The organism is Streptomyces sp. NPDC031418, from assembly GCF_055581605.1.
The window spans coordinates 1-17,288 of record NZ_JBVIJC010000002.1 but is presented as its reverse complement, the minus strand read 5'-3'; the positions used below and the strand labels follow the sequence as shown (position 1 = coordinate 17,288).

Below are 17,288 nucleotides of genomic sequence, written 5' to 3'. Positions count from 1 at the left end.
CATGAACAGCGGTACGGACAACGGTACGGAGCGCAGACCCGCCACGCAGGGCGCCGGGATCACCGTGCAGCGGGCGCTGGAGCTGCCCGGGCTGCGCAGTGGGCTGCCGGAGATCGTGGCGGGCGCCGACCGGCTGGGCCGTACCGTGCGCTGGGTGCACGCGGGCGAGGTGCCGAACATCGCCTCGCTGCTCAAGGGCGGCGAACTGCTGCTCACCACGGGCTACGGCCTCGGCACCCGCCCGGCCGAGCAGCGGGCGTTCGTGCGCACGCTGGCCGAGCGCGGGATCGCCGCCCTGGTGGTGGAGCTGGGCCCGCGCTTCACCCGGCTGCCGGCCGCGCTGGTGGACACCGCGCGGGCGGCCGGTCTGCCGCTGGTCCAGCTGCACCGCGAGGTGCCGTTCGTGGCGGTGACCGAGGAGATCCACACCGAGATCGTCAACGGCCACTACGCCCTGCTCCAGCGGGCGGAGGAGGTGCACCGGCGCTGTACCGAGGCGCTGCTGGGCGGTGGCGGCGTGCCGCAGGTGCTGGCCATCCTGGCCGGTTTCGGCGGCAACCCGGTGTTCCTGGAGACGCCCGACGGCCGGCTGCTGTACGCGGCCGGGGAGGGGCCCGAGGGCGCGGATCCGCTCCAGGTGTGGGAGGGGCTGCGCGGGCCGCACAAGGACGCGCCGCCGCCCGCCGGTTCGGTACTGGTGGACGTGCCCGGCGGCGGCCCCGGTACGGCGGGCTCGGTACGGGCCCGGCTGGTGATGCTGCCGGTCCGCTCCCCGCTGGCGCCGGTGCACCGGATCGCCGCCGAGCGGGCCGCGGGGATTCTGGCCGTGGTGCTGATGCAGGCCCGGCAGGAGGAGGAGCTGGCGGCGCGCGGGCGCGGTGACTTCCTCACCGATCTCGCCGAGGGCCGCATCACCGCGGAGGACGCCCCCGCGCAGGCCCGGGTGCTCGGCTTCAAGCCCGGCGGCAGTCCGCTGCTGCCCGTGGTCATGCGGGTCGGCGATCCGCTGTCCCCCGGCGGGGGCTGGGCGGTGCTGGCCCGGGCGGTCTCCGAGGAGCTGGCCACGGTGGGCGTGCCGGTGCTGCTGGGGGTGCGGCCGGTGGAGGGCCGGGTGCTGGTGCTGCTCGGGCTGCGCTCGGAGCCGGAGCGGCCGGCGGTGGCCGACCGGGTGGCGGCGGCGCTGCGGGCGGGCGTGGAGCGGGCCGGCATGCAGCGGCCGGGCGCGCCGCCGCCGGTCGTGGTGGTCGGGGTGGCGGGCGGCTGGGCGGCCGCCTCGGCCGGGCTGCGGCACGCGGCGGAGACGGCGACGGCGGCCCAGGGCCTGACCGACCGGCCCTGGTACGACGCCCGGCGCCTCGACATCGACCTGTTGCTGTGGCGGCTGCGCGACCACCCGGACCTGGCCGCCTTCGTGGACCGGGCGATCGGTCCGCTGCGCGACCACGACCACCGCTCCAAGCCGCCGCTGCTGCCGACCCTGGAGACCTATCTGGCGCACGCGGGCCGCAAGGCGGAGACGGCCCGCGAACTCCATCTCAACCGGCAGACCCTCTACAACCGCCTCGCCCGTATCGGTGAGTTGCTGGGCACCGACCTGGACGACCCGCAGACGGTCCTGGCCCTGAGCCTCGCCCTGCGCGCCCGCCGCCACGTGCCGTGAGAGGCCGTCAGGCGAGCGGCCAGGGCCGCGTCAACTCGTCGTAGACACTGAGCACTTGGGCGACCGTCTCGTCCTCGGTGGGCCAGGTGGCGGCCTGCCGTACGCCCCGCGCCCGGAGCAGTTCCCGGCGCGCCGGATCGGCGAGCAGGCGTACGACGGTGGCGGCGAGCGCGTCCGCGTCGCCGTACGGGACGAGTTCGGCGGCGTCGCCGACCAGGTCCGGTATGCCGCCGACCCGGGTGGCGACGAGCGGCACGCGCGCGTGGAGCGCCTCCTGGGCCAGCACCGACCGTGACTCCCAACTGCTGGTCAGCAGCGCCAGGTCGGCGGCGGCGAGCAGCTCGGGCACGTCCTCGCGACGGCCGACGAGCCGTACCGGAAGCTCCTCCTCCTCGATGCGCCGTTGCAGCGCGGGGCGCAGCGGCCCCTCCCCCGCGACGACGACCAGCGGCACCGGGTCCAGGCCGCGCCAGGCACGGGCCGCGTCGAGCAGGACGTCGTAGCCGCGATGCCGGTCGAGGGAGCCGACCGCGATCAGCAACGGGCGTTCGCCCGCGCCGAGTTCGGCGCGCACCTTGGGCCGCAGCCGGTCGGGGTCGTCATGGGTGACGGGCCGGCGCTGTCCGGGCAGGCCGACGGCGGCGAGCCGGGCGTCCCGCGCCCCGGTGCGCCGGGCCCGGTCCACCAGGTCGGAGCTGGTGCCGAGGACCACGGCCGCCGTCTTCGCCACCCGGCGCTCCAGCAGCCGCAGCAGATGCGCCCGCGCGCCCTCCGCCTCCGCCCGGTTGTGCCAGGTCACCACCAGCGGGGTGGCGCGCCGGCTGAGCGCGAGCACGGCGCGGAAGGAGGCGTGCAGCCCGTGGGCGTGCACCAGGTCGGCGTCCGCGCAGGCCGCCCGGAGCGCGGCCACGGAGGCGGGGTCGCTGCTGCGCGGCACATGCACATGGGCGGCGCCGGTCCCGGTGAAGTCGTAGCGGCGGTCGGCCTCGACGGGGGCGCACACCGTCACCCGCACGCCCCTCGCCACCAGCCCCTCGGCCAGCGAGCGCACATGCGCGCTGCTGCCGGCGTTGCCTCCGCCGAGCACCTGCACGGTGCGCAGCGGCGACTGGCCGTGCGGTGCGTTGCTGCTCAGCGGGGTCACGGGGCCGGGCTCCTGGTTCGGGGGCTCGCGGGGACACGAGGAAACGTACAGAAGGTAGCGGGCTCACGGAGGCGGAAGGGCACAGCCCGCGCGCCTCCCGCGCGGTCGGTTCGCACCCGTCGCCCGTCCGGCGTGCTGCCTCAAGCATGCCAGGGCGTACGGCTGTTCCGGGAAACCCGCGAGGGCGCACTCTGCGGCGGCCCGGGGCAATGCGCCGGAGCACGTCACCCACACGAGTGAGGGAAACCCTGCCACGACGGAACGCGCGACGACCGCGTCCCCCCAGGTCGGAGCCCTGGGCACGGCCCCCCGGACCGGATCCGGCGGGGCGCGCGAACGGCGGCCCGGCCGAACGCCGGATGCGGCACCCGAACAGCCCGGCGGCCGACCGCCCGCGGTGGCACACGAACGGCGAGGCGGCCACCGGTCAGCGGCGGCGCACGCCGGGGACCGACCGCGCACGCCGGGGGCGCATAACGAAGAAAGGCGCGCACGAACAACCGCACGCGCCGGTACGACACCACGCACTACCCCGGCGACACCAGCACGTGTAGCCGACCGGCACCGGGAGCGGCCGCCCCGCATCCCCTCGGCGCACGTGCCCCCGGCGCGACACCAGCAGGTGTGATCGACCGGCGCCGGGTGCGGGTGGCCCGCAAGGCGCTACACGGCCGCCCCGCACCACACCGAGCACATCCCCCGGCACCCGTGCCCCGGCGCGACACCCGGCGCGCGTGCCCCCGGCGGGAAGCCGAGCGCACGCGCCGGGCGCCGGTGTCGCCCGGCACCGGACGAAGCGGCTCTGCTCTGCCCCGCTCCCGCCTACGCGTCCGCGCGGGCCGTTGCCAGCAGTTCCTCCGCGTGGGCGCGGGCCGTCTCGGAGTCCTCCTGGCCGGCCAGCATCCGGGACAGTTCGCGGACCCGTTCCTCGCCCTCCAGGACCTTCACCCCGGACCGGGTGACCGACCCGTCGTTGGTCTTCTCCACCAGCAGCTGCCGGTCGGCGAACGCGGCGACCTGCGGCAGATGGGTGACGACCACGACCTGCGCGGTCTTGGCGAGTTTCGCCAGCCGCCGGCCGATCTCGACGGCCGCCTTGCCGCCGACGCCGGCGTCGACCTCGTCGAAGAGGTACGTCGGCACGGGATCGGTGCCCGCGAAGACGACCTCCACGGCCAGCATCACCCGGGACAGCTCACCGCCGGACGCGCCCTTGGCGATGGGCCGCGGCGGGGCTCCGGGATGCGGGGCGAGCAGCAGCTCGACCTCGTCCACGCCGGACGGCCCGTAGCCGACCGTGCGCCCGCCGACCTCGACGCCCTCCGGATCCTCGGTCTGCCGGATGTCGAAGGACACGCGCGCGTGCGGCATCGCGAGCGAGGCCAGCTCGGCCGTCACCGCGGCGGCGAACCGCTCGGCGGCCTCGGTCCGCGCGTCGGTCAGCGCCTGGGCGAGCCCGCCCAGTTCGGTGCGCAGCGCGTCCCGCTCGGCGGTCAGCTCGGCGATCCGCTCGTCGTCGCCGTCCAGCTCGGTGAGCCGGGCGGCGCTCCGCTCGGCCCAGGCCAGGACGGCAGCGACGTCCTCGCCGTACTTGCGGGTGAGCGCGGTGAGAGCGGCCCGCCGCTCCTCCACGGCCGCGAGCCGGCGCGGATCGGCGTCGAGGTCGTCGGCGTACCCGGCCAGCTCGCCCGCGACATCGCCGAGCAGGATCCCGATCTCGCCGATCCGGTCGGCCAGGGAGGCCAGCGCCGGATCGTGGGACCGTACGGCCTCCAGGGCCCGGTGGGCGCCCGCGACCAGCGTCGTGGCGTCGATCCCCTCGGGGTCCTCCGGATCGCCCGCGAGAGCGGCGTGTGCGGCGGTCGCGGCGGACGCCAGCGCCTCGGCGTGCCCGAGCCGCTCCGCCTCCTCTGCCAGCTCCACGTCCTCCCCGGCGCGCGGCTCCACGGCGGCGATCTCGTCCAGCCCGTACCGCAGCATGTCGGCTTCCTGCGCCCGCTCACGCGCGCGCGTGGTGATCTCCTCCAGCTCGGCGGAGACGGCCCGCAGCCGCTTGTAGGCCTCGGCGTACTTGGCGAGCGGCACGGCGACCGCGTCGCCCGCGTACCGGTCCAGCGCCTGCCGCTGCCGGGACAGCTTCAGCAGCCCCTGCTGGTCGGTCTGCCCGTGCACGGCCACCAGCTCGTCGGCCAGCTCGGCGAGCATGCCCACCGGCACGCTGCGCCCGCCCAGGTGCGCCCGGGACCGTCCCTCGGCGGAAACGGTACGGCTGATCAGCAGGGCGCCGTCGTCCAGCTCGGCCCCCGCCTCCTCGGCGCGTACGGCGACGGAGGCGTCCGCGGACACCGTGATCCGCCCCTCCACGACCGCCTTCTCGGCCCCGATCCGCACGAGCGCGGGGTCCGCCCGGCCCCCGAGCAGCAGTCCCAGGCTGGTGACCACCATGGTCTTGCCCGCACCCGTCTCACCGGTGACCGCGGTGAACCCCGGCGACAGCTCGACGACGGCATCGTCGATGACCCCGAGCGACCGTATCCGCATCTCCTCCAACACGGATAAGACCTTACGAGGTCGGGGGGCGGGAGTGTGACCGACCCCGCCCCGCTTGTGTGAAGGTCCAGGTGACGCACGTCGATGCGGCGCGCGCTGTCACCCGGGCGAGTGCAGTGCGGTCGGCGCGGTGCGGCTAGTGCAGCCCCTTGAGCAGGGCCACGCCGTCGGGCACCCCCATGCCGGTGACGGCGTCGTACCCCGTCCTCACCGGGTAGCCCACCGCGGGCGGGTGGGAGCCGTTGTCATGGCCGACCGCGATGTCGCGGCAGGCCACCTCGCCGAGCGGGCGGCCGTTGCTGCCGGTGTCGTAGAGCAGCGGGGTGAGGAAGCGCTGGCGCTTGTCCGGGGGCAGCAGCGCGTTGATCCGGGCGATCAGGGCGCCCCACAGCGGGGCGGAGGCGCTGGTGCCGCCGTTGGGCGCGGGCTGGCCGAGCAGGATCAGGTCGTAGAACGGCGGGCCCGCGAGCGCCGCGACGTCCGGCACGGCCCGCCCGCGGATGCTGCCCGGGTTCAGGGAGTCGATGGTGATGCTCTGCTGGTAGGCCGGGCGGTCGAACTTGCTGGAGACCCCGCCTCCGGTGGCGCCGCCGCCGTGCGGGGTGCGGTGACCGGGCGGCTGCCACCAGGCGACCTCCTGCTGGGAGGGGTCGGCCATGGTGCCGCCGACGGCCAGCGTGAAGGGGCTGCTGCTGGGGAAGTCGACGTGGGCGCGGCCGTCCGGGATCTGGTCGCCCGAACCGTCGTCACCGGAGGCCACGCAGACCGTGATGCCGGCGTTCGCCGCGCCCTCCAGGCGCTTGTTGATCTCCCGGAGCGCGGTGGGCGACCAGCCGTGATCGTCCTCGCTCAGACCCCAGCTGATCGGCACGCTCACCGGCCTGTCCGCGAGGACCTGGTCGAGCAGTTCGACCCAGCCGCGCTGGTCGAAGGTGGCGAAGTAGACGGAGATCTCCGCCGCCGGACACAGCCCGGCGACGATCTGCACGTCCATCATCACCTCGCCCGCGGCCTCGAACGCGAACTGCTGCTCCATGGGCGGCAACTGCCGAAGTTGCTGCAACGACCGGGGCGGGTCGAGGTTCAGGGGCACCACCTCGGCGCGCGGCACCGGCCGGTTGTGCGCCTCGCAGAAGGCACGCAGGTCGTCCTCGAAGTAGCAGCCGCCGAACTCGGCGATGCCGACCTTCTGGCCCTCCCCGTCGCCCGCCGGGAAGTTGTACAGCCGTTCCAGGTCGTCCGGCGTCATCGCCCCCTGGAAGCCGTGGCCCTGGACGGACTTGCGCCGCGCCATCTGCCGCTGGTCGAGCCCGAAGACACCGGTCACGATGCCTTCCAGTTCGGCGGGGATGTGCAGCTCGCCCTCGCGGCCGCGGAACTCGCCCTGGGTGGGACTGTGGTAGATGCCGAGGTCGGCCTTGAAGGCGGCGTTCATCGCGGACACCGGACCGCTGACCACGACGCTGCCCGGTCCGAGCCGGACCTGGTCGACCGAGAGGCCGTAGCGTTCGAGCACGGACTGGGTCTTCTCGGCGTCCTGGCGCCGCTCGTCAGGGATCTGGTCGGTGGGGGCCACCTTGCCGCGCAGGGTGAGGGTGACTTCCACGGGGTGCTGCGGGTCAGCGTCCCGCAGCCGGGTGGCGTCGGCCTTGGCAGGGCGGGTGCTGCCCGCCAAGGCCACGTGTTGTTCGTTCATCGTCGTCTCCTCGGAGCCGGCCTGCCGCACAGCCGGGACCGACCGGCTCGGGTCGGAAGTGGGCTACTCGGCGAGGTATATCCGGACATTGCCGGAAAAATATGCCTGGCAGACTCCGGCCACCCGGACAGGGCACGCCCTGCCCGGGATGGAGTACGGACGACGGCCGTCGGCGACGGCTCAGTGCGGCGCTCCCCGCCAGCCCGTGGTCGGCAGCGCGAACTTCGCCACCAGCCGGTCGGTGAAGGAGGAGTGGTGCAGCCGGGCGAGCCGCACCGGCACCGCCCCCCGCCGCACCTCCACCCGCGCCCCCGGCGGCAGCTCGACCGTGCGCCGCCCGTCGCACCACAGCACGCCGGGCGGGATGTGCGGCAGCACCTCCACCGCGAGCACCGAGTCCGGGGAGGTGACCAGCGGCTTGGCGAACAGGGCGTGCGCGCTGATCGGCACCATCAGCAGCGCTTCCACCTCGGGCCACACCACGGGCCCGCCCGCGGAGAAGGCGTAGGCCGTGGACCCGGTCGGCGTGGACAGCACCACACCGTCGCAGCCGAAGCCGGTCACCGGCCGCCCGTCGATCTCCAGCACGACTTCCAGCAGCTTCTCGGCGCCCGCCTTCTGCACGGCGGCCTCGTTCAGCGCCCAGTCGGTGTGCACGATGTCCCCGTTGCGGTGCACGACGACATCGACGGTCATCCGCTCCTCGACCTCGTAGGAGCGGGCGACCACCCGGTCGACCACCCGGTCGAGGTCGTCGCGTTCGGCCTCCGCGAGGAAGCCGACCCGTCCGAGGTTGACGCCGAGCATCGGCACCCCGGAGGCCCGCGCGAACTCGGCGCCGCGCAGCAGCGTGCCGTCGCCGCCGAGCACGATCAGCAGCTCGCACCCGTCCAGGCTCTGCGGGGTCGCCTCCTTGACGAGGTCCACCTCGTCCGGCAGCGGCAGATCCCGTGCCTCCTCCTCCAGCACCCGCACCCCGATGCCGTGCCGCAGCAGGCCCTTGACGACGAGTTCCGCGCTGCGGATCGCCGCGGGCCGCCCGGTGTGGGCCAGCAGGAAGACAGTACGTGCCAGGTTCTGTGTCAACGCGGCCCCTCCGCCACTGCACGCTCGACGTCGGCCGGGTCCACCTCGGGTGCCCCCGCCCGCAACCAGAGAAAGTACTCGACGTTCCCCGAGGGGCCCGGCAGCGGGCTCGCGGTGACTCCCTGCACCCCGAGCCCCAGCTCCCAGGCCTTCTCGGCCACTCCCCGCACGGCCTCCGCCCGCAGCTGCGGACTCCGTACGACACCTCCGCTGCCCAGCCGCTCCTTCCCCACCTCGAACTGCGGCTTGACCATCATCACCAGGTCGGCGTCCGGCTTCACACACCGCTTCAGGGCGGGCAGCACCAGCCCGAGCGGGATGAAGGACAGATCACCCACGACAAGATCCACAGGTTCTCCGTCGATCGCCTCCAGCGTCAACTCGCGTACGTTCGTACGGTCCTTGACGGTGACGCGTTCATCGTTCTGGAGCGACCAGGCGAGCTGTCCGTATCCGACGTCCACGGCGACGACATGCGCGGCGCCCGCGCGCAGCAGCACATCGGTGAAGCCGCCGGTGGACGCGCCGGCGTCCAGCGCACGCCGGCCCTTCACCACGAGCCCCTGCGGCACGAAGGCCTCGAGCGCCCCGGCGAGCTTGTGCCCGCCCCGGGAGACGTAGTCGGGATCGCTGTCGTCGGACCGCACCACGATCGCGGCGGCGGTCTCCACCTGTGTGGCCGGCTTGGTCGCCACGGTCCTGCCGACGGTGACCCGCCCGGCGGCGATCAGCTGGCTGGCATGCTCACGCGAGCGCGCGAGCTTCCGGCGGACCAGCTCCGCGTCCAGACGGCGACGTGCGACTCCTGCCACGGTGGGTTCAGCTCCTGTGTTGGTACGACGGTGACGGGACCGGGGGTCCCTGGCGGGCGTCGAGCGCGTCGAGCGCGTCGCGCAGCCCCTGGTGTACATCCTCGTACACCTCGAGGTGTCCGTCGGTGGCGAGGTGGTCGGCGTCGGCCAGCCGCTCCAGCCGGGCGTCGATCCGGGCGTCGCCGGTGGGGGTGCGCGGGACGTTCAGGGGGGCGGGCGCGGCGGGTTCGTACGCCTCTTCCGCCCCCTCCTCCGCCTCCGCCGGATACTCCGTCTGCGGAACCGAGTCGCTCATGCCCAGACGCTACCCCGAACCGCTGGGGTACGGTCGGTGGCGATGGCCACGATCGAGGAGTGCCGCGCCGCACTGGGAAAGCTTTCGGACAACATGCAGGGGGCCGAGGGCGAGGTCCGCGCGGCCGCCGCCCTGGACCGCACGGTGAGCTGCCACATCACCGACCTGGACGTCACCTTCGCCGGCCGCATGACGGGCGGCCGGATCGAGGTGGACGAGACACTGCCCGGTCCGCCGCGCGAGCGGGCACAGATCAGGCTCGTCCTGGCCGGCGACGACCTGGTGGCCCTGGTGGACGGGGAGCTGAACTTCGCGACCGCCTGGGGCAGGGGCCGGGTGCGGCTGGAGGCGAGCCTGCTGGACCTGTTCCGGCTCAGGAAGCTGCTGTGACGCGCTCCGCGCGCGCCCTGCGGGCCGCCGGCACGATCAGCGGGGTGCCGGTCTCCGGATCGTCGATGACCTGACAGCGCAGTCCGAAGACCTCCTCCACCAGCTCGGCGGTGACGATGTCGTTCGGGGCGCCCTCGGCGATCACCCTGCCGCCGCGCAGGGCGATGAGGTGGGTGGCGTAGCGGGCGGCGTGGTTCAGGTCGTGCAGCACCGCCACCAGCGTCCGCCCCTGGGTCTCGTGCAGCTCCGCGCACAGGTCGAGGACGTCGATCTGGTGCTGGATGTCGAGATAGGTGGTCGGCTCGTCCAGGAGCAGCAGCGGGGTCTGCTGGGCGAGCGCCATGGCGATCCACACCCGCTGCCGCTGGCCGCCGGACAGCTCGTCCACGTACCGGTCGGCCAGTTCGGCGACGCCGGTCTGCGCCATCGACTCCTGGACCACCCGCTCGTCCTCGGCGGACCACTGGCGCAGCAGCCCCTGGTGCGGGTAGCGGCCCCGGCCGACGAGATCGGCGACCGTGATGCCGTCGGGCGCGATGGACGACTGCGGGAGCAGCCCGAGCGTGCGCGCGACCTTCTTCGCCGGCATCGACTGGATGGCCTGCCCGTCGAGCAGCACCCGGCCTTGGCTGGGCCTGAGCATCCGGGACAGCGCCCGCAGCAGCGTCGACTTGCCGCAGGCGTTCGGGCCGACGATCACCGTGAAGGACTGGTCCGGGATCTCCACCGAGAGCTGTTCGGCGATGACGCGCTGGTCGTAGGCGAGGGTGACGTTCTCGGCGGACAGCCGGTTCACAGTGCTCCTTGGGGTGTTCGAGGGGGTGCCGCTCATATCCGGCCCGCCCGGCGCTCGGTGACCAGCAGCCACAGCAGATAGGCGCCGCCGACGACGCCGGTGACCACGCCGACCGGCAGCTGGTCGGCGCCGAAGGCCAGCTGCGAGGCCCAGTCGGCTCCGACCAGCAGGGCGCCGCCCATGCAGAGCGAGGGCACCAGATTGGGTCCCGGGGAGCGGGTCAGCCGGCGGGCGAGCTGGGGCGCGGTGAGCGCGACGAAGCTGACCGGGCCGGCGGCGGCGGTGGCGGCCGCGGTGAGCAGGACGGCGCAGACCAGCAGCACCATCCGGACCCGCTGCACCCGCACCCCGAGGGCGCTGGAGACGTCGTCGCCCATCTCCATCATCCGCAGGCCGCGCGCGTGGGCGAGGACCAGCGGGAGGAGGACCGCGCACAGCGCGAGCAGCGGCCACACCTGGGTCCAGTCACGGCCGGCCAGCGAGCCGGTCATCCACACGATGGCGCGGGCCGCGTCCATCAGGTCGGCCTTGGTCAGCAGATAGCCGTTGACCGCGGTGACGATCGCGGAGACACCGATGCCGACCAGGACCAGCCGATAGCCGTGCACTCCGCGCTTCCAGGCGAGCAGATAGATCGCGAGCCCGGTCACCAGACCACCGGCCAGCGCGCCCAGGGTGACCTCGGTGGCGCTGCCGGACATCAGCACGATCACCACCAGCGCGCCGGCCGTCGAACCCTGGGAGAGACCGAGCACGTCCGGACTGCCCAGCGGATTGCGCGAGACGGCCTGGAACAGCGCCCCGCCGAGCCCGAGCGAGGCACCGACCAGCAGGCCGACCAGCACCCGCGGCAGCCGCAGCTCGTTGACGATGAAGTCCTGGTACGCGGTGCCGTTCCCGGCGAGGGTGCGCAGGACGTCGCCCGCGGGGATCTGCGCGTCGCCGGTGCCGATCAGCGCGACCCCGGCGGCGCCCGCGGCAACCAGCAGCAGGACGACGACGGTCAGGGCCCGCAGGTCCAGGCGCACGGAGAACCCGCCGGGGGTGCGCACCGCCCGGTGCGGGGAGCGGGTCTTCACAGCTGGGCCGTCCTTCGCCGTCGTACGAGAAAGATGAAGACCGGACCGCCGATCAGCGCGGTGACGATGCCGACCTGCAACTCGGCGGGGCGGGCCACGACCCGGCCGATGACATCGGCGCCGAGCAGCAGCACGGGCGACAGGACGGTGGCGTACGGCAGGATCCAGCGCAGGTCGGGGCCGGTGAAGGAGCGCACCGCGTGCGGCACCATCAGGCCGACGAAGGCGATCGGACCGCAGGCGGCGGTGGCCGCCCCGCACAGCAGTACGGCGGCCAGCATGGCCAGGGCGCGGGTGCGACCGAGGCCGGCGCCGAGCGCGCGGGCGGTGTCGTCGCCCATCTCGACCGCGTTGAGCGGACGGGCCAGGGCCAGCGCGAGGACCGTGCCGACCGCGAGGAACGGCAGCACCTGCACGATGGTGGCGTCGGAGGCCGAGGCCAGCGAACCCACCGTCCAGAAGCGCATCCTGGCGAGCGCGGCGTCGTCCAGGATCATCGCCGCCTGGAGATAGCCGTACAGGGCCGTGCTGATCGCCGTACCCGCCAGGGCGAGCCGTACCGGGGTGGCGCCCCGGCTGCCGCCGAGGAACCACACCAGCGCGCCGACCACCGCCGCGCCGAGGAAGGCGAACCACACATACCCGGTGAGGCTGGTGACGCCGAAGTAGGTGATGGCCGTGACGACGGCCGCCGAGGCGCCCGCGTTGATGCCCAGCAGCCCGGGGTCGGCCAGCGGATTGCGGGTGAGCGCCTGGAGCACCGCGCCCGCGAGACCGAGCGCGGCACCGGCGAGCAGCCCGAGGACCGTACGGGAGAGCCGCTCGTCCACGACGACGTCACCGTAGGTCCCCGTGTCCTGGAACAGGCCGTGCCAGACCTGGTCCGGCGACAGGGCTTTCGCACCGATCGCGATGCTCGCCAGGGCGACGAGCAGCAGGACCACCACGGAGAGCAGGAGCCCAAGGGCCCGTGCGGCTCGGCGGGTTGGGGGCGCGGCTGCGGTCTCCGCGCGCGGTTCCGGAGGACTGTCGACCAACACGAGGTTAGGTTAGCCTACCCTCGCTACGATCTCGATCCCCGGTTTCCGTCAGAGCCCCAGCCGCGCCAGCGCCTTCCCCGCGTCCAGCGCACACGAGCCGTCCCCGGCCGCCGTCCAGGCCGCCGCACACAGCGCCCGCAGCCCGTCCAGCGCCTCGCCGTCGCCGTCCAGCTCCAGCCGGCCGGCCCGCGCCGTCGCCGTGAACCCGCCGCAGCGGAAACCGTCGCCCTCGGCATCGACCACCGGCTGCCCGGTGAGCAGCCCGCGCAGATCGGCGTCCACATAGGTCGGCCGGTGCTGCGGCGGCGCCGCGAGCAGCAGGGCGCCGTCGGTGACACCGGTCAGCACCAGCAGCGAGTCCACCTCGCCGTTGAACGCGCCCTCGATGTCCGTGTCCAGCCGGTCCCCCACCACCAGCGGGCGCCGCGCACCGGTCCGGATGACGGTCTCCCGGTGCATCGGCGGCAGCGGCTTGCCCGCCACCTGCGGCTCCCTGCCCGTCGCGATCCGTACGACCTCCACCGCCGCACCGTTGCCCGGCGCGATCCCGCGCCCGCTCGGAATCGTCAGGTCGGTGTTGGACGCGAACCACGGCACCCCGCGCGCGACCGCGTACGACGCCTCCGCGAACCGGCCCCAGGTCAGCTCCGGACCGCCGTACCCCTGCACGACCGCCGCCGGGTCGTCGTCCGCCGAGTCCACCGGGACCAGGCCCCGCTCGCGCAGCGCCACCCGCAGCCCCTCACCACCGATCACCAGCACCCGCGCCCCCGCCGGCACCTGCTCGGCGATCAGCCGGGCGACGGCCTGCGCGGAGGTGATCACGTCGTCCGCCCCCGTCGGTATGCCCAGCTCCGTCAGGTGCTCGGCCACGGTGTCCGGCGTGCGCAGCGCGTTGTTGGTCACATAGGCCAGGTGCATGCCGCCCGACCGGGCCGCCGCCAGCGAGTCGACCGCGTGCGCGATCGCCTCCCCGCCCGCGTACACCACCCCGTCCAGGTCCAGCAGCGCCGTGTCGTACGCCTCGCTCAGGGGCCGCTCGCTGCCCGCGGGCCGTGTCCTCGCACCCTGGCTCATATCCGCATCGCTCCTCGCACTCGCTTTTCCATCCGATCATCCCGCATGCCACTGACACACGTACGATGCCGGGATGAACACTGCAGGTCACTCGGAAGCAACGGCGCGCCGAGGCCTGGAACTCACCCCGTTCCGAGGCCTTCGCTACGACCCCGACCGGGTCGGCAGCCTCGCCTCCGTCACCTCACCGCCGTACGACGTCGTGGTACGGCCCGACGGGGTGCACCACCTTCAGTCGGCCGACCCGCACAACATCGTCCGGCTCATCCTGCCCCAGGCCGGTACCCCGAGTGCCCGCACCGAGCAGGCGGCCGACACCCTGCGCCGCTGGCTGGACGAGGGCATCCTCACCGCGGACGCGGAGCCCGGCCTGTACGTCTACGAGCAGCGCGACGGCAACGGCATGCTCCAGCGCGGCGTCATCGGCACCCTGCGGATCTCCGCCCCCGACGAGGGCCTGGTGCTGCCGCACGAGGACGTCATGCCGCCGGTGGTCGCCGACCGCGCGGCCCTGATGCGCGCCACGCGCGCGAACCTGGAGCCGCTGCTGCTGTCCTACCGCGGCGACGGCACGGCCGCCGAGGTCGTCGACCGCACCGTGCAGCGCCCGCCGCTGCTCGCCACGACCACCGAGGACGGCTTCCACCACGCCCTGTGGTCGGTCACCGACCCCGCCGACCTGGCCCGCATCCAGTCCGACCTGGCCCAGCGCCAGGCGCTGATCGCCGACGGCCACCACCGCTGGGCCACCTATCTGCGGCTGCGCGCCGAGCACCCCTCCCCCAGCCCCTGGGACTACGGCCTGGTCCTGCTGGTCGACACCGCCCGCTACCCGCTGCGCGTCCGCGCCATCCACCGTCTGCTGCACGGCCTGCCGATCGCGGACGCCCTGGCGGCGGTCGACGGCCTGTTCCGTGTACGACGCCTCGCCGTGCCGCTGCCCGAGGCCCTGGAGGCGCTCGCGGACGCCTCCTGCGCCGGCAACGCCTTCCTGCTGGCCGGTGACGGCGCCTTCCATCTGCTCGACGATCCGGACCCCGAGCTGCTGGCCCGCACGATCCCGGCCGACCGCCCGGCCGCCTGGCGCTCCCTGGACGCCACCGTCCTGCACTCCACGCTGCTGGAGCACGTCTGGGGCATCCCCGAGGACTCACCCGCGCACATCGCCTACATACACGACACCGCCGCCACGGTCCGCAAGGCGGAACGCGACGGCGGTACGGCCGTGCTCATGCACCCGGTCCGCGAGGACGTGGTCCGCGAACTGGCCCAGCAGGGCGTGACCATGCCCGGCAAGTCGACGTCGTTCGGCCCCAAGCCGGCCACCGGACTGGTCCTGCGCGCCCTCGACATCTGAAGCCCCCTCAACGCAGAAGAGGGCAGGTCCACCAGGGGACCTGCCCTCTTCTCACAGACTGCCCAGGCCGTCCGGCCCGGCGTCAGTCCTGCTGACCCTCGGGGCCCTCAGCGGGCTGCGCGGCCTCGTCCTTCGCCTCGCTCTCGCTCTCGCCCTCGGTCTCGGTCTCGACCTCGCTCTCGTCCAGCGCGTCGACGAACTCCACGCCGTCCAGCTCGGCGAGCCGGTCGGAAGCGTCCGTGCTGCCGTCCCGGTCGGCCTCCACGGCCTTGGCGAACCACTCGCGCGCCTCGTCCTGCCGGCCGACGGCGAGCAGGGCGTCGGCGTAGGCGTACCGCAGCCGCGCGGTCCAGGGCTGGACCGCGTTGGAGGCCAGCTCGGGGCTCTGCAGGGTGACGATGGCCGCGTCCAGCTGGCCCATGTCACGCCGGGCGCCGGCCGCGACGAGCCGCATCTCCACCTGGCCGGCCTTGTCCAGCTTGTGCACCTCGGGGGCACCGGCCATGTCCAGCGCCTTCTCCGGCCGCCCGAGCCCACGCTCGCAGTCGGCCATCACCGGCCACAGCTCCACGGACCCGGTCATCCGGCGGGCGGCCCGGAACTCTGCCAGGGCCTCGGAATACTTCTGGTTGGCGTACGCGGCGAAGCCGGCGGCCTCCCGTACGGCGGCCACCCGCGAGGCCAGCCGCAGGGCCACCCTGGAGTAGCCGTACGCGCCCTCGGGGTCCTCGTCGATGAGCCGGGCGACCATCACCAGGTTCCTGGCGACGTCTTCCGCGAGCGTCTTGGGCAGGCTCTGGAGCTCCTGCCGCACGTCCTTGTCGATCTCGTCGCCGGTGACGTCCTCCGGGATCGGCAGCCGCTTGATCGGCTCGCGGTCACGGTCCCTGTCGCGGTCCCGGTGGTCCCGCTGGTCGCGGAAGCGGCCGCCACCACCACCGCGGCGGTCATCGCGCCGGTCGTCCCGCCGGTCGTCACGCCCGCGGAAGCCACCGGGCCGACCGCCACGGTCGTCCCTACGGCCGCCACCGCCGAAGCCACCACGGTCACCGCTGCGGTCACCACGGTCGCCGTAACCGCGGCGGTCGTCACGGCGGTCATCGCGCCGGTCGTCGCGGCCGCGGAAGCCACCGCGGTCGTCACCACGGCGGTCGTCGCGGCGGTCGTCGCGGCGGTCGTCGCGGCGGTCGAAGCCGCCGCGGTCGTCGCGGCGGTCGTCCCGTCGGTCGTCCCGTCGGTCGTCCCGTCGGTCGTCGCGGCGGTCGTCGCGGCGGAAAGCGGGGCGCTCACCGCGGTCGTCGCGGCGGAAGCCGCGGTCGCCACCGCGGTCACCACCGCGCTCGTCACGGCCGCGGAAGCCACCGCGGTCGTCGCCTCGCCGGTCGTCACGGCGGTCGTCGCGCTGGAACGCCGGACGCGAACCCCGGTCGCCCTCACGGCGGTAGCCACCACCGCGGCTGTCATCACGCCGGAAACCGCCCCGCTCACCACGGTCACGGTCATCACGACGGTCGTTGTCACGGCGGTCGTCCCGGCCACGGAAGCCGCCACGCTCGTCGCGGCGGTCGTCGCGCCTGTCATCCCGTCGGTCGTCACGGCCGCGGAAGCCACCGCGGTCGTCACCACGGCGGTCGTCACGCCGGTCGTCACGCCGGAAGGCGGGGCGCTCACCGCGGTCGTCGCGGCGGAAGCCGCGGTCGCCACCGCGGTCGCCACCGCGCTCGTCACGGCCGCGGAAGCCACCGCGGTCGTCACCTCGCCGGTCGTCACGGCGGTCGTCGCGCTGGAACGCCGGACGCGAACCCCGGTCGCCCTCACGGCCGCGGTAGCCACCACCGCGGCTGTCATCACGCCGGAAACCGCCCCGCTCACCACGGTCACGGTCATCACGACGGTCGTTGTCACGGCGGTCGTCCCGGCGGTCATCGCGCCGGCCGAAGCCGCCGCGGTTGTCGTCACGCCGACCGTAGCCGCCACGGTCGTTGTCACGACGGTCGTTGTCACGGCGGAACCCGCCGCGGTCGCCACGGTCACCGCGGTCGCCGCGGTATCCACCACGGTCACCACTGTCCCGTCGCCGCTGGTCGCGCTCCGGTCGGTCGTCGGGAGAGTTGGTGGACATGGTGACTCCTGTCTTCGGTACCGCAAGCATTGTAAAAACAAAAGGACCCTTGGTCCCAGCTGAACGCTGGGACCAAGGGTCCTTCCAAAGATTGTTCGGCGGTGTCCTACTCTCCCACAGGGTCCCCCCTGCAGTACCATCGGCGCTGTGAGGCTTAGCTTCCGGGTTCGGAATGTAACCGGGC

At 74.0% G+C, this 17,288-nt stretch carries 15 protein-coding genes and 1 rRNA gene; 4 read left to right on the top strand and 12 right to left on the bottom strand.

The features are described from left to right. The first annotated feature begins 1 nt into the window (after nt 1). Complete coding sequence (locus tag ACZ5CZ_RS02140) at nt 2-1,660, top strand: PucR family transcriptional regulator (protein ID WP_385846503.1); 1,659 nt, start codon at nt 2-4, stop codon at nt 1,658-1,660. Between the two features lie 7 nt (nt 1,661-1,667). Here ACZ5CZ_RS02140 and ACZ5CZ_RS02135 read toward each other — a convergent pair whose 3' ends face one another. From ACZ5CZ_RS02135 to ACZ5CZ_RS02110, 6 genes are all read right to left on the bottom strand, one after another. Further along, nucleotides 1,668-2,804 (bottom strand): glycosyltransferase family 4 protein, encoded by a 1,137-nt coding sequence (locus ACZ5CZ_RS02135; RefSeq protein ID WP_385846502.1) that lies wholly within the window; start codon nt 2,802-2,804, stop codon nt 1,668-1,670. Between the two features lie 822 nt (nt 2,805-3,626). After that, a complete protein-coding gene (recN, locus tag ACZ5CZ_RS02130) occupies nt 3,627-5,345 on the bottom strand; it encodes a DNA repair protein RecN (RefSeq protein ID WP_385846605.1) in 1,719 nt (572 codons plus the stop codon). Nucleotides 5,346-5,490: 145 nt separating this feature from the next. Next, entirely contained in the window at nt 5,491-7,050 is a 1,560-nt protein-coding gene (locus ACZ5CZ_RS02125) for a S53 family peptidase (RefSeq protein WP_385846501.1), read from the bottom strand. Between the two features lie 180 nt (nt 7,051-7,230). Further along, complete coding sequence (locus ACZ5CZ_RS02120) at nt 7,231-8,136, bottom strand: NAD kinase (RefSeq protein ID WP_385846499.1); 906 nt, start codon at nt 8,134-8,136, stop codon at nt 7,231-7,233. After that, nucleotides 8,133-8,948 carry a TlyA family RNA methyltransferase gene (locus tag ACZ5CZ_RS02115; RefSeq protein ID WP_385846498.1) on the bottom strand — a complete coding sequence of 272 codons (816 nt, stop codon included), beginning with the start codon at nt 8,946-8,948 and terminating at the stop codon, nt 8,133-8,135. The genes ACZ5CZ_RS02120 and ACZ5CZ_RS02115 overlap by 4 nt, the downstream gene beginning before the upstream one ends. A 7-nt stretch (nt 8,949-8,955) precedes the next feature. Beyond that, nucleotides 8,956-9,243 carry a hypothetical protein gene (locus ACZ5CZ_RS02110; protein ID WP_385846497.1) on the bottom strand — a complete coding sequence of 96 codons (288 nt, stop codon included), beginning with the start codon at nt 9,241-9,243 and terminating at the stop codon, nt 8,956-8,958. A gap of 42 nt (nt 9,244-9,285) precedes the next feature. Between ACZ5CZ_RS02110 and ACZ5CZ_RS02105 the strand changes: the two genes are divergently transcribed. Next, nucleotides 9,286-9,633 (top strand): sterol-binding protein, encoded by a 348-nt coding sequence (locus ACZ5CZ_RS02105; RefSeq protein ID WP_385846496.1) that lies wholly within the window; start codon nt 9,286-9,288, stop codon nt 9,631-9,633. On the opposite strand, the gene ACZ5CZ_RS02100 is transcribed toward ACZ5CZ_RS02105, so the two are convergent. Genes ACZ5CZ_RS02100 through ACZ5CZ_RS02085 form a run of 4 tightly spaced genes read right to left on the bottom strand, consistent with a single transcriptional unit; the run spans nt 9,617 to nt 13,625 of the window. After that, a complete protein-coding gene (locus ACZ5CZ_RS02100; RefSeq protein ID WP_468938416.1) occupies nt 9,617-10,465 on the bottom strand; it encodes an ABC transporter ATP-binding protein in 849 nt (282 codons plus the stop codon). The genes ACZ5CZ_RS02105 and ACZ5CZ_RS02100 overlap by 17 nt on opposite strands. Further along, nucleotides 10,462-11,508: a FecCD family ABC transporter permease gene (locus ACZ5CZ_RS02095; RefSeq protein WP_385846493.1), complete on the bottom strand. Its 1,047-nt coding sequence runs from the start codon at nt 11,506-11,508 to the stop codon at nt 10,462-10,464. Before ACZ5CZ_RS02095 ends, ACZ5CZ_RS02100 begins: the two co-directional genes overlap by 4 nt. Beyond that, nucleotides 11,505-12,548: a FecCD family ABC transporter permease gene (locus ACZ5CZ_RS02090; RefSeq protein ID WP_385846492.1), complete on the bottom strand. Its 1,044-nt coding sequence runs from the start codon at nt 12,546-12,548 to the stop codon at nt 11,505-11,507. The genes ACZ5CZ_RS02095 and ACZ5CZ_RS02090 overlap by 4 nt, the downstream gene beginning before the upstream one ends. A gap of 48 nt (nt 12,549-12,596) precedes the next feature. Further along, nucleotides 12,597-13,625 (bottom strand): HAD hydrolase-like protein, encoded by a 1,029-nt coding sequence (locus ACZ5CZ_RS02085; protein WP_385846491.1) that lies wholly within the window; start codon nt 13,623-13,625, stop codon nt 12,597-12,599. 73 nt (nt 13,626-13,698) lie between these two features. Here ACZ5CZ_RS02085 and ACZ5CZ_RS02080 point away from each other — a divergent pair, with 73 nt between their 5' ends. Then, nucleotides 13,699-14,982, top strand: a complete 1,284-nt coding sequence (locus tag ACZ5CZ_RS02080; RefSeq protein WP_385846489.1) for a DUF1015 domain-containing protein — start codon at nt 13,699-13,701, stop codon at nt 14,980-14,982. Between the two features lie 82 nt (nt 14,983-15,064). Here ACZ5CZ_RS02080 and ACZ5CZ_RS02075 read toward each other — a convergent pair whose 3' ends face one another. Then, nucleotides 15,065-15,841 (bottom strand): tetratricopeptide repeat protein, encoded by a 777-nt coding sequence (locus ACZ5CZ_RS02075; RefSeq protein ID WP_468938925.1) that lies wholly within the window; start codon nt 15,839-15,841, stop codon nt 15,065-15,067. 42 nt (nt 15,842-15,883) lie between these two features. Here ACZ5CZ_RS02075 and ACZ5CZ_RS02070 point away from each other — a divergent pair, with 42 nt between their 5' ends. Then, on the top strand, nt 15,884-17,167 hold the full coding sequence (locus ACZ5CZ_RS02070) for a hypothetical protein (RefSeq protein ID WP_468938948.1): 1,284 nt from the start codon (nt 15,884-15,886) through the stop codon (nt 17,165-17,167). 30 nt (nt 17,168-17,197) lie between these two features. On the opposite strand, the gene rrf is transcribed toward ACZ5CZ_RS02070, so the two are convergent. Continuing rightward, nucleotides 17,198-17,288 (bottom strand): 5S ribosomal RNA (rrf, locus tag ACZ5CZ_RS02065); the annotation flags it as partial.

Excerpts from the sequence above, each read along its gene's own strand:
- ACZ5CZ_RS02105 (WP_385846496.1), top strand. The coding sequence starts at position 9,286 with ATGGCCACGATCGAGGAGTGCCGCGCCGCACTGGGAAAGCTTTCGGAC.
- ACZ5CZ_RS02080 (WP_385846489.1), top strand. The coding sequence starts at position 13,699 with ATGAACACTGCAGGTCACTCGGAAGCAACGGCGCGCCGAGGCCTGGAA.
- ACZ5CZ_RS02125 (WP_385846501.1), bottom strand. The coding sequence starts at position 7,050 with ATGAACGAACAACACGTGGCCTTGGCGGGCAGCACCCGCCCTGCCAAG.
- ACZ5CZ_RS02085 (WP_385846491.1), bottom strand. The coding sequence starts at position 13,625 with ATGAGCCAGGGTGCGAGGACACGGCCCGCGGGCAGCGAGCGGCCCCTG.
- ACZ5CZ_RS02140 (WP_385846503.1), top strand. The coding sequence starts at position 2 with ATGAACAGCGGTACGGACAACGGTACGGAGCGCAGACCCGCCACGCAG.
- recN (WP_385846605.1), bottom strand. The coding sequence starts at position 5,345 with ATGCGGATACGGTCGCTCGGGGTCATCGACGATGCCGTCGTCGAGCTG.
- ACZ5CZ_RS02100 (WP_468938416.1), bottom strand. The coding sequence starts at position 10,465 with ATGAGCGGCACCCCCTCGAACACCCCAAGGAGCACTGTGAACCGGCTG.
- ACZ5CZ_RS02110 (WP_385846497.1), bottom strand. The coding sequence starts at position 9,243 with ATGAGCGACTCGGTTCCGCAGACGGAGTATCCGGCGGAGGCGGAGGAG.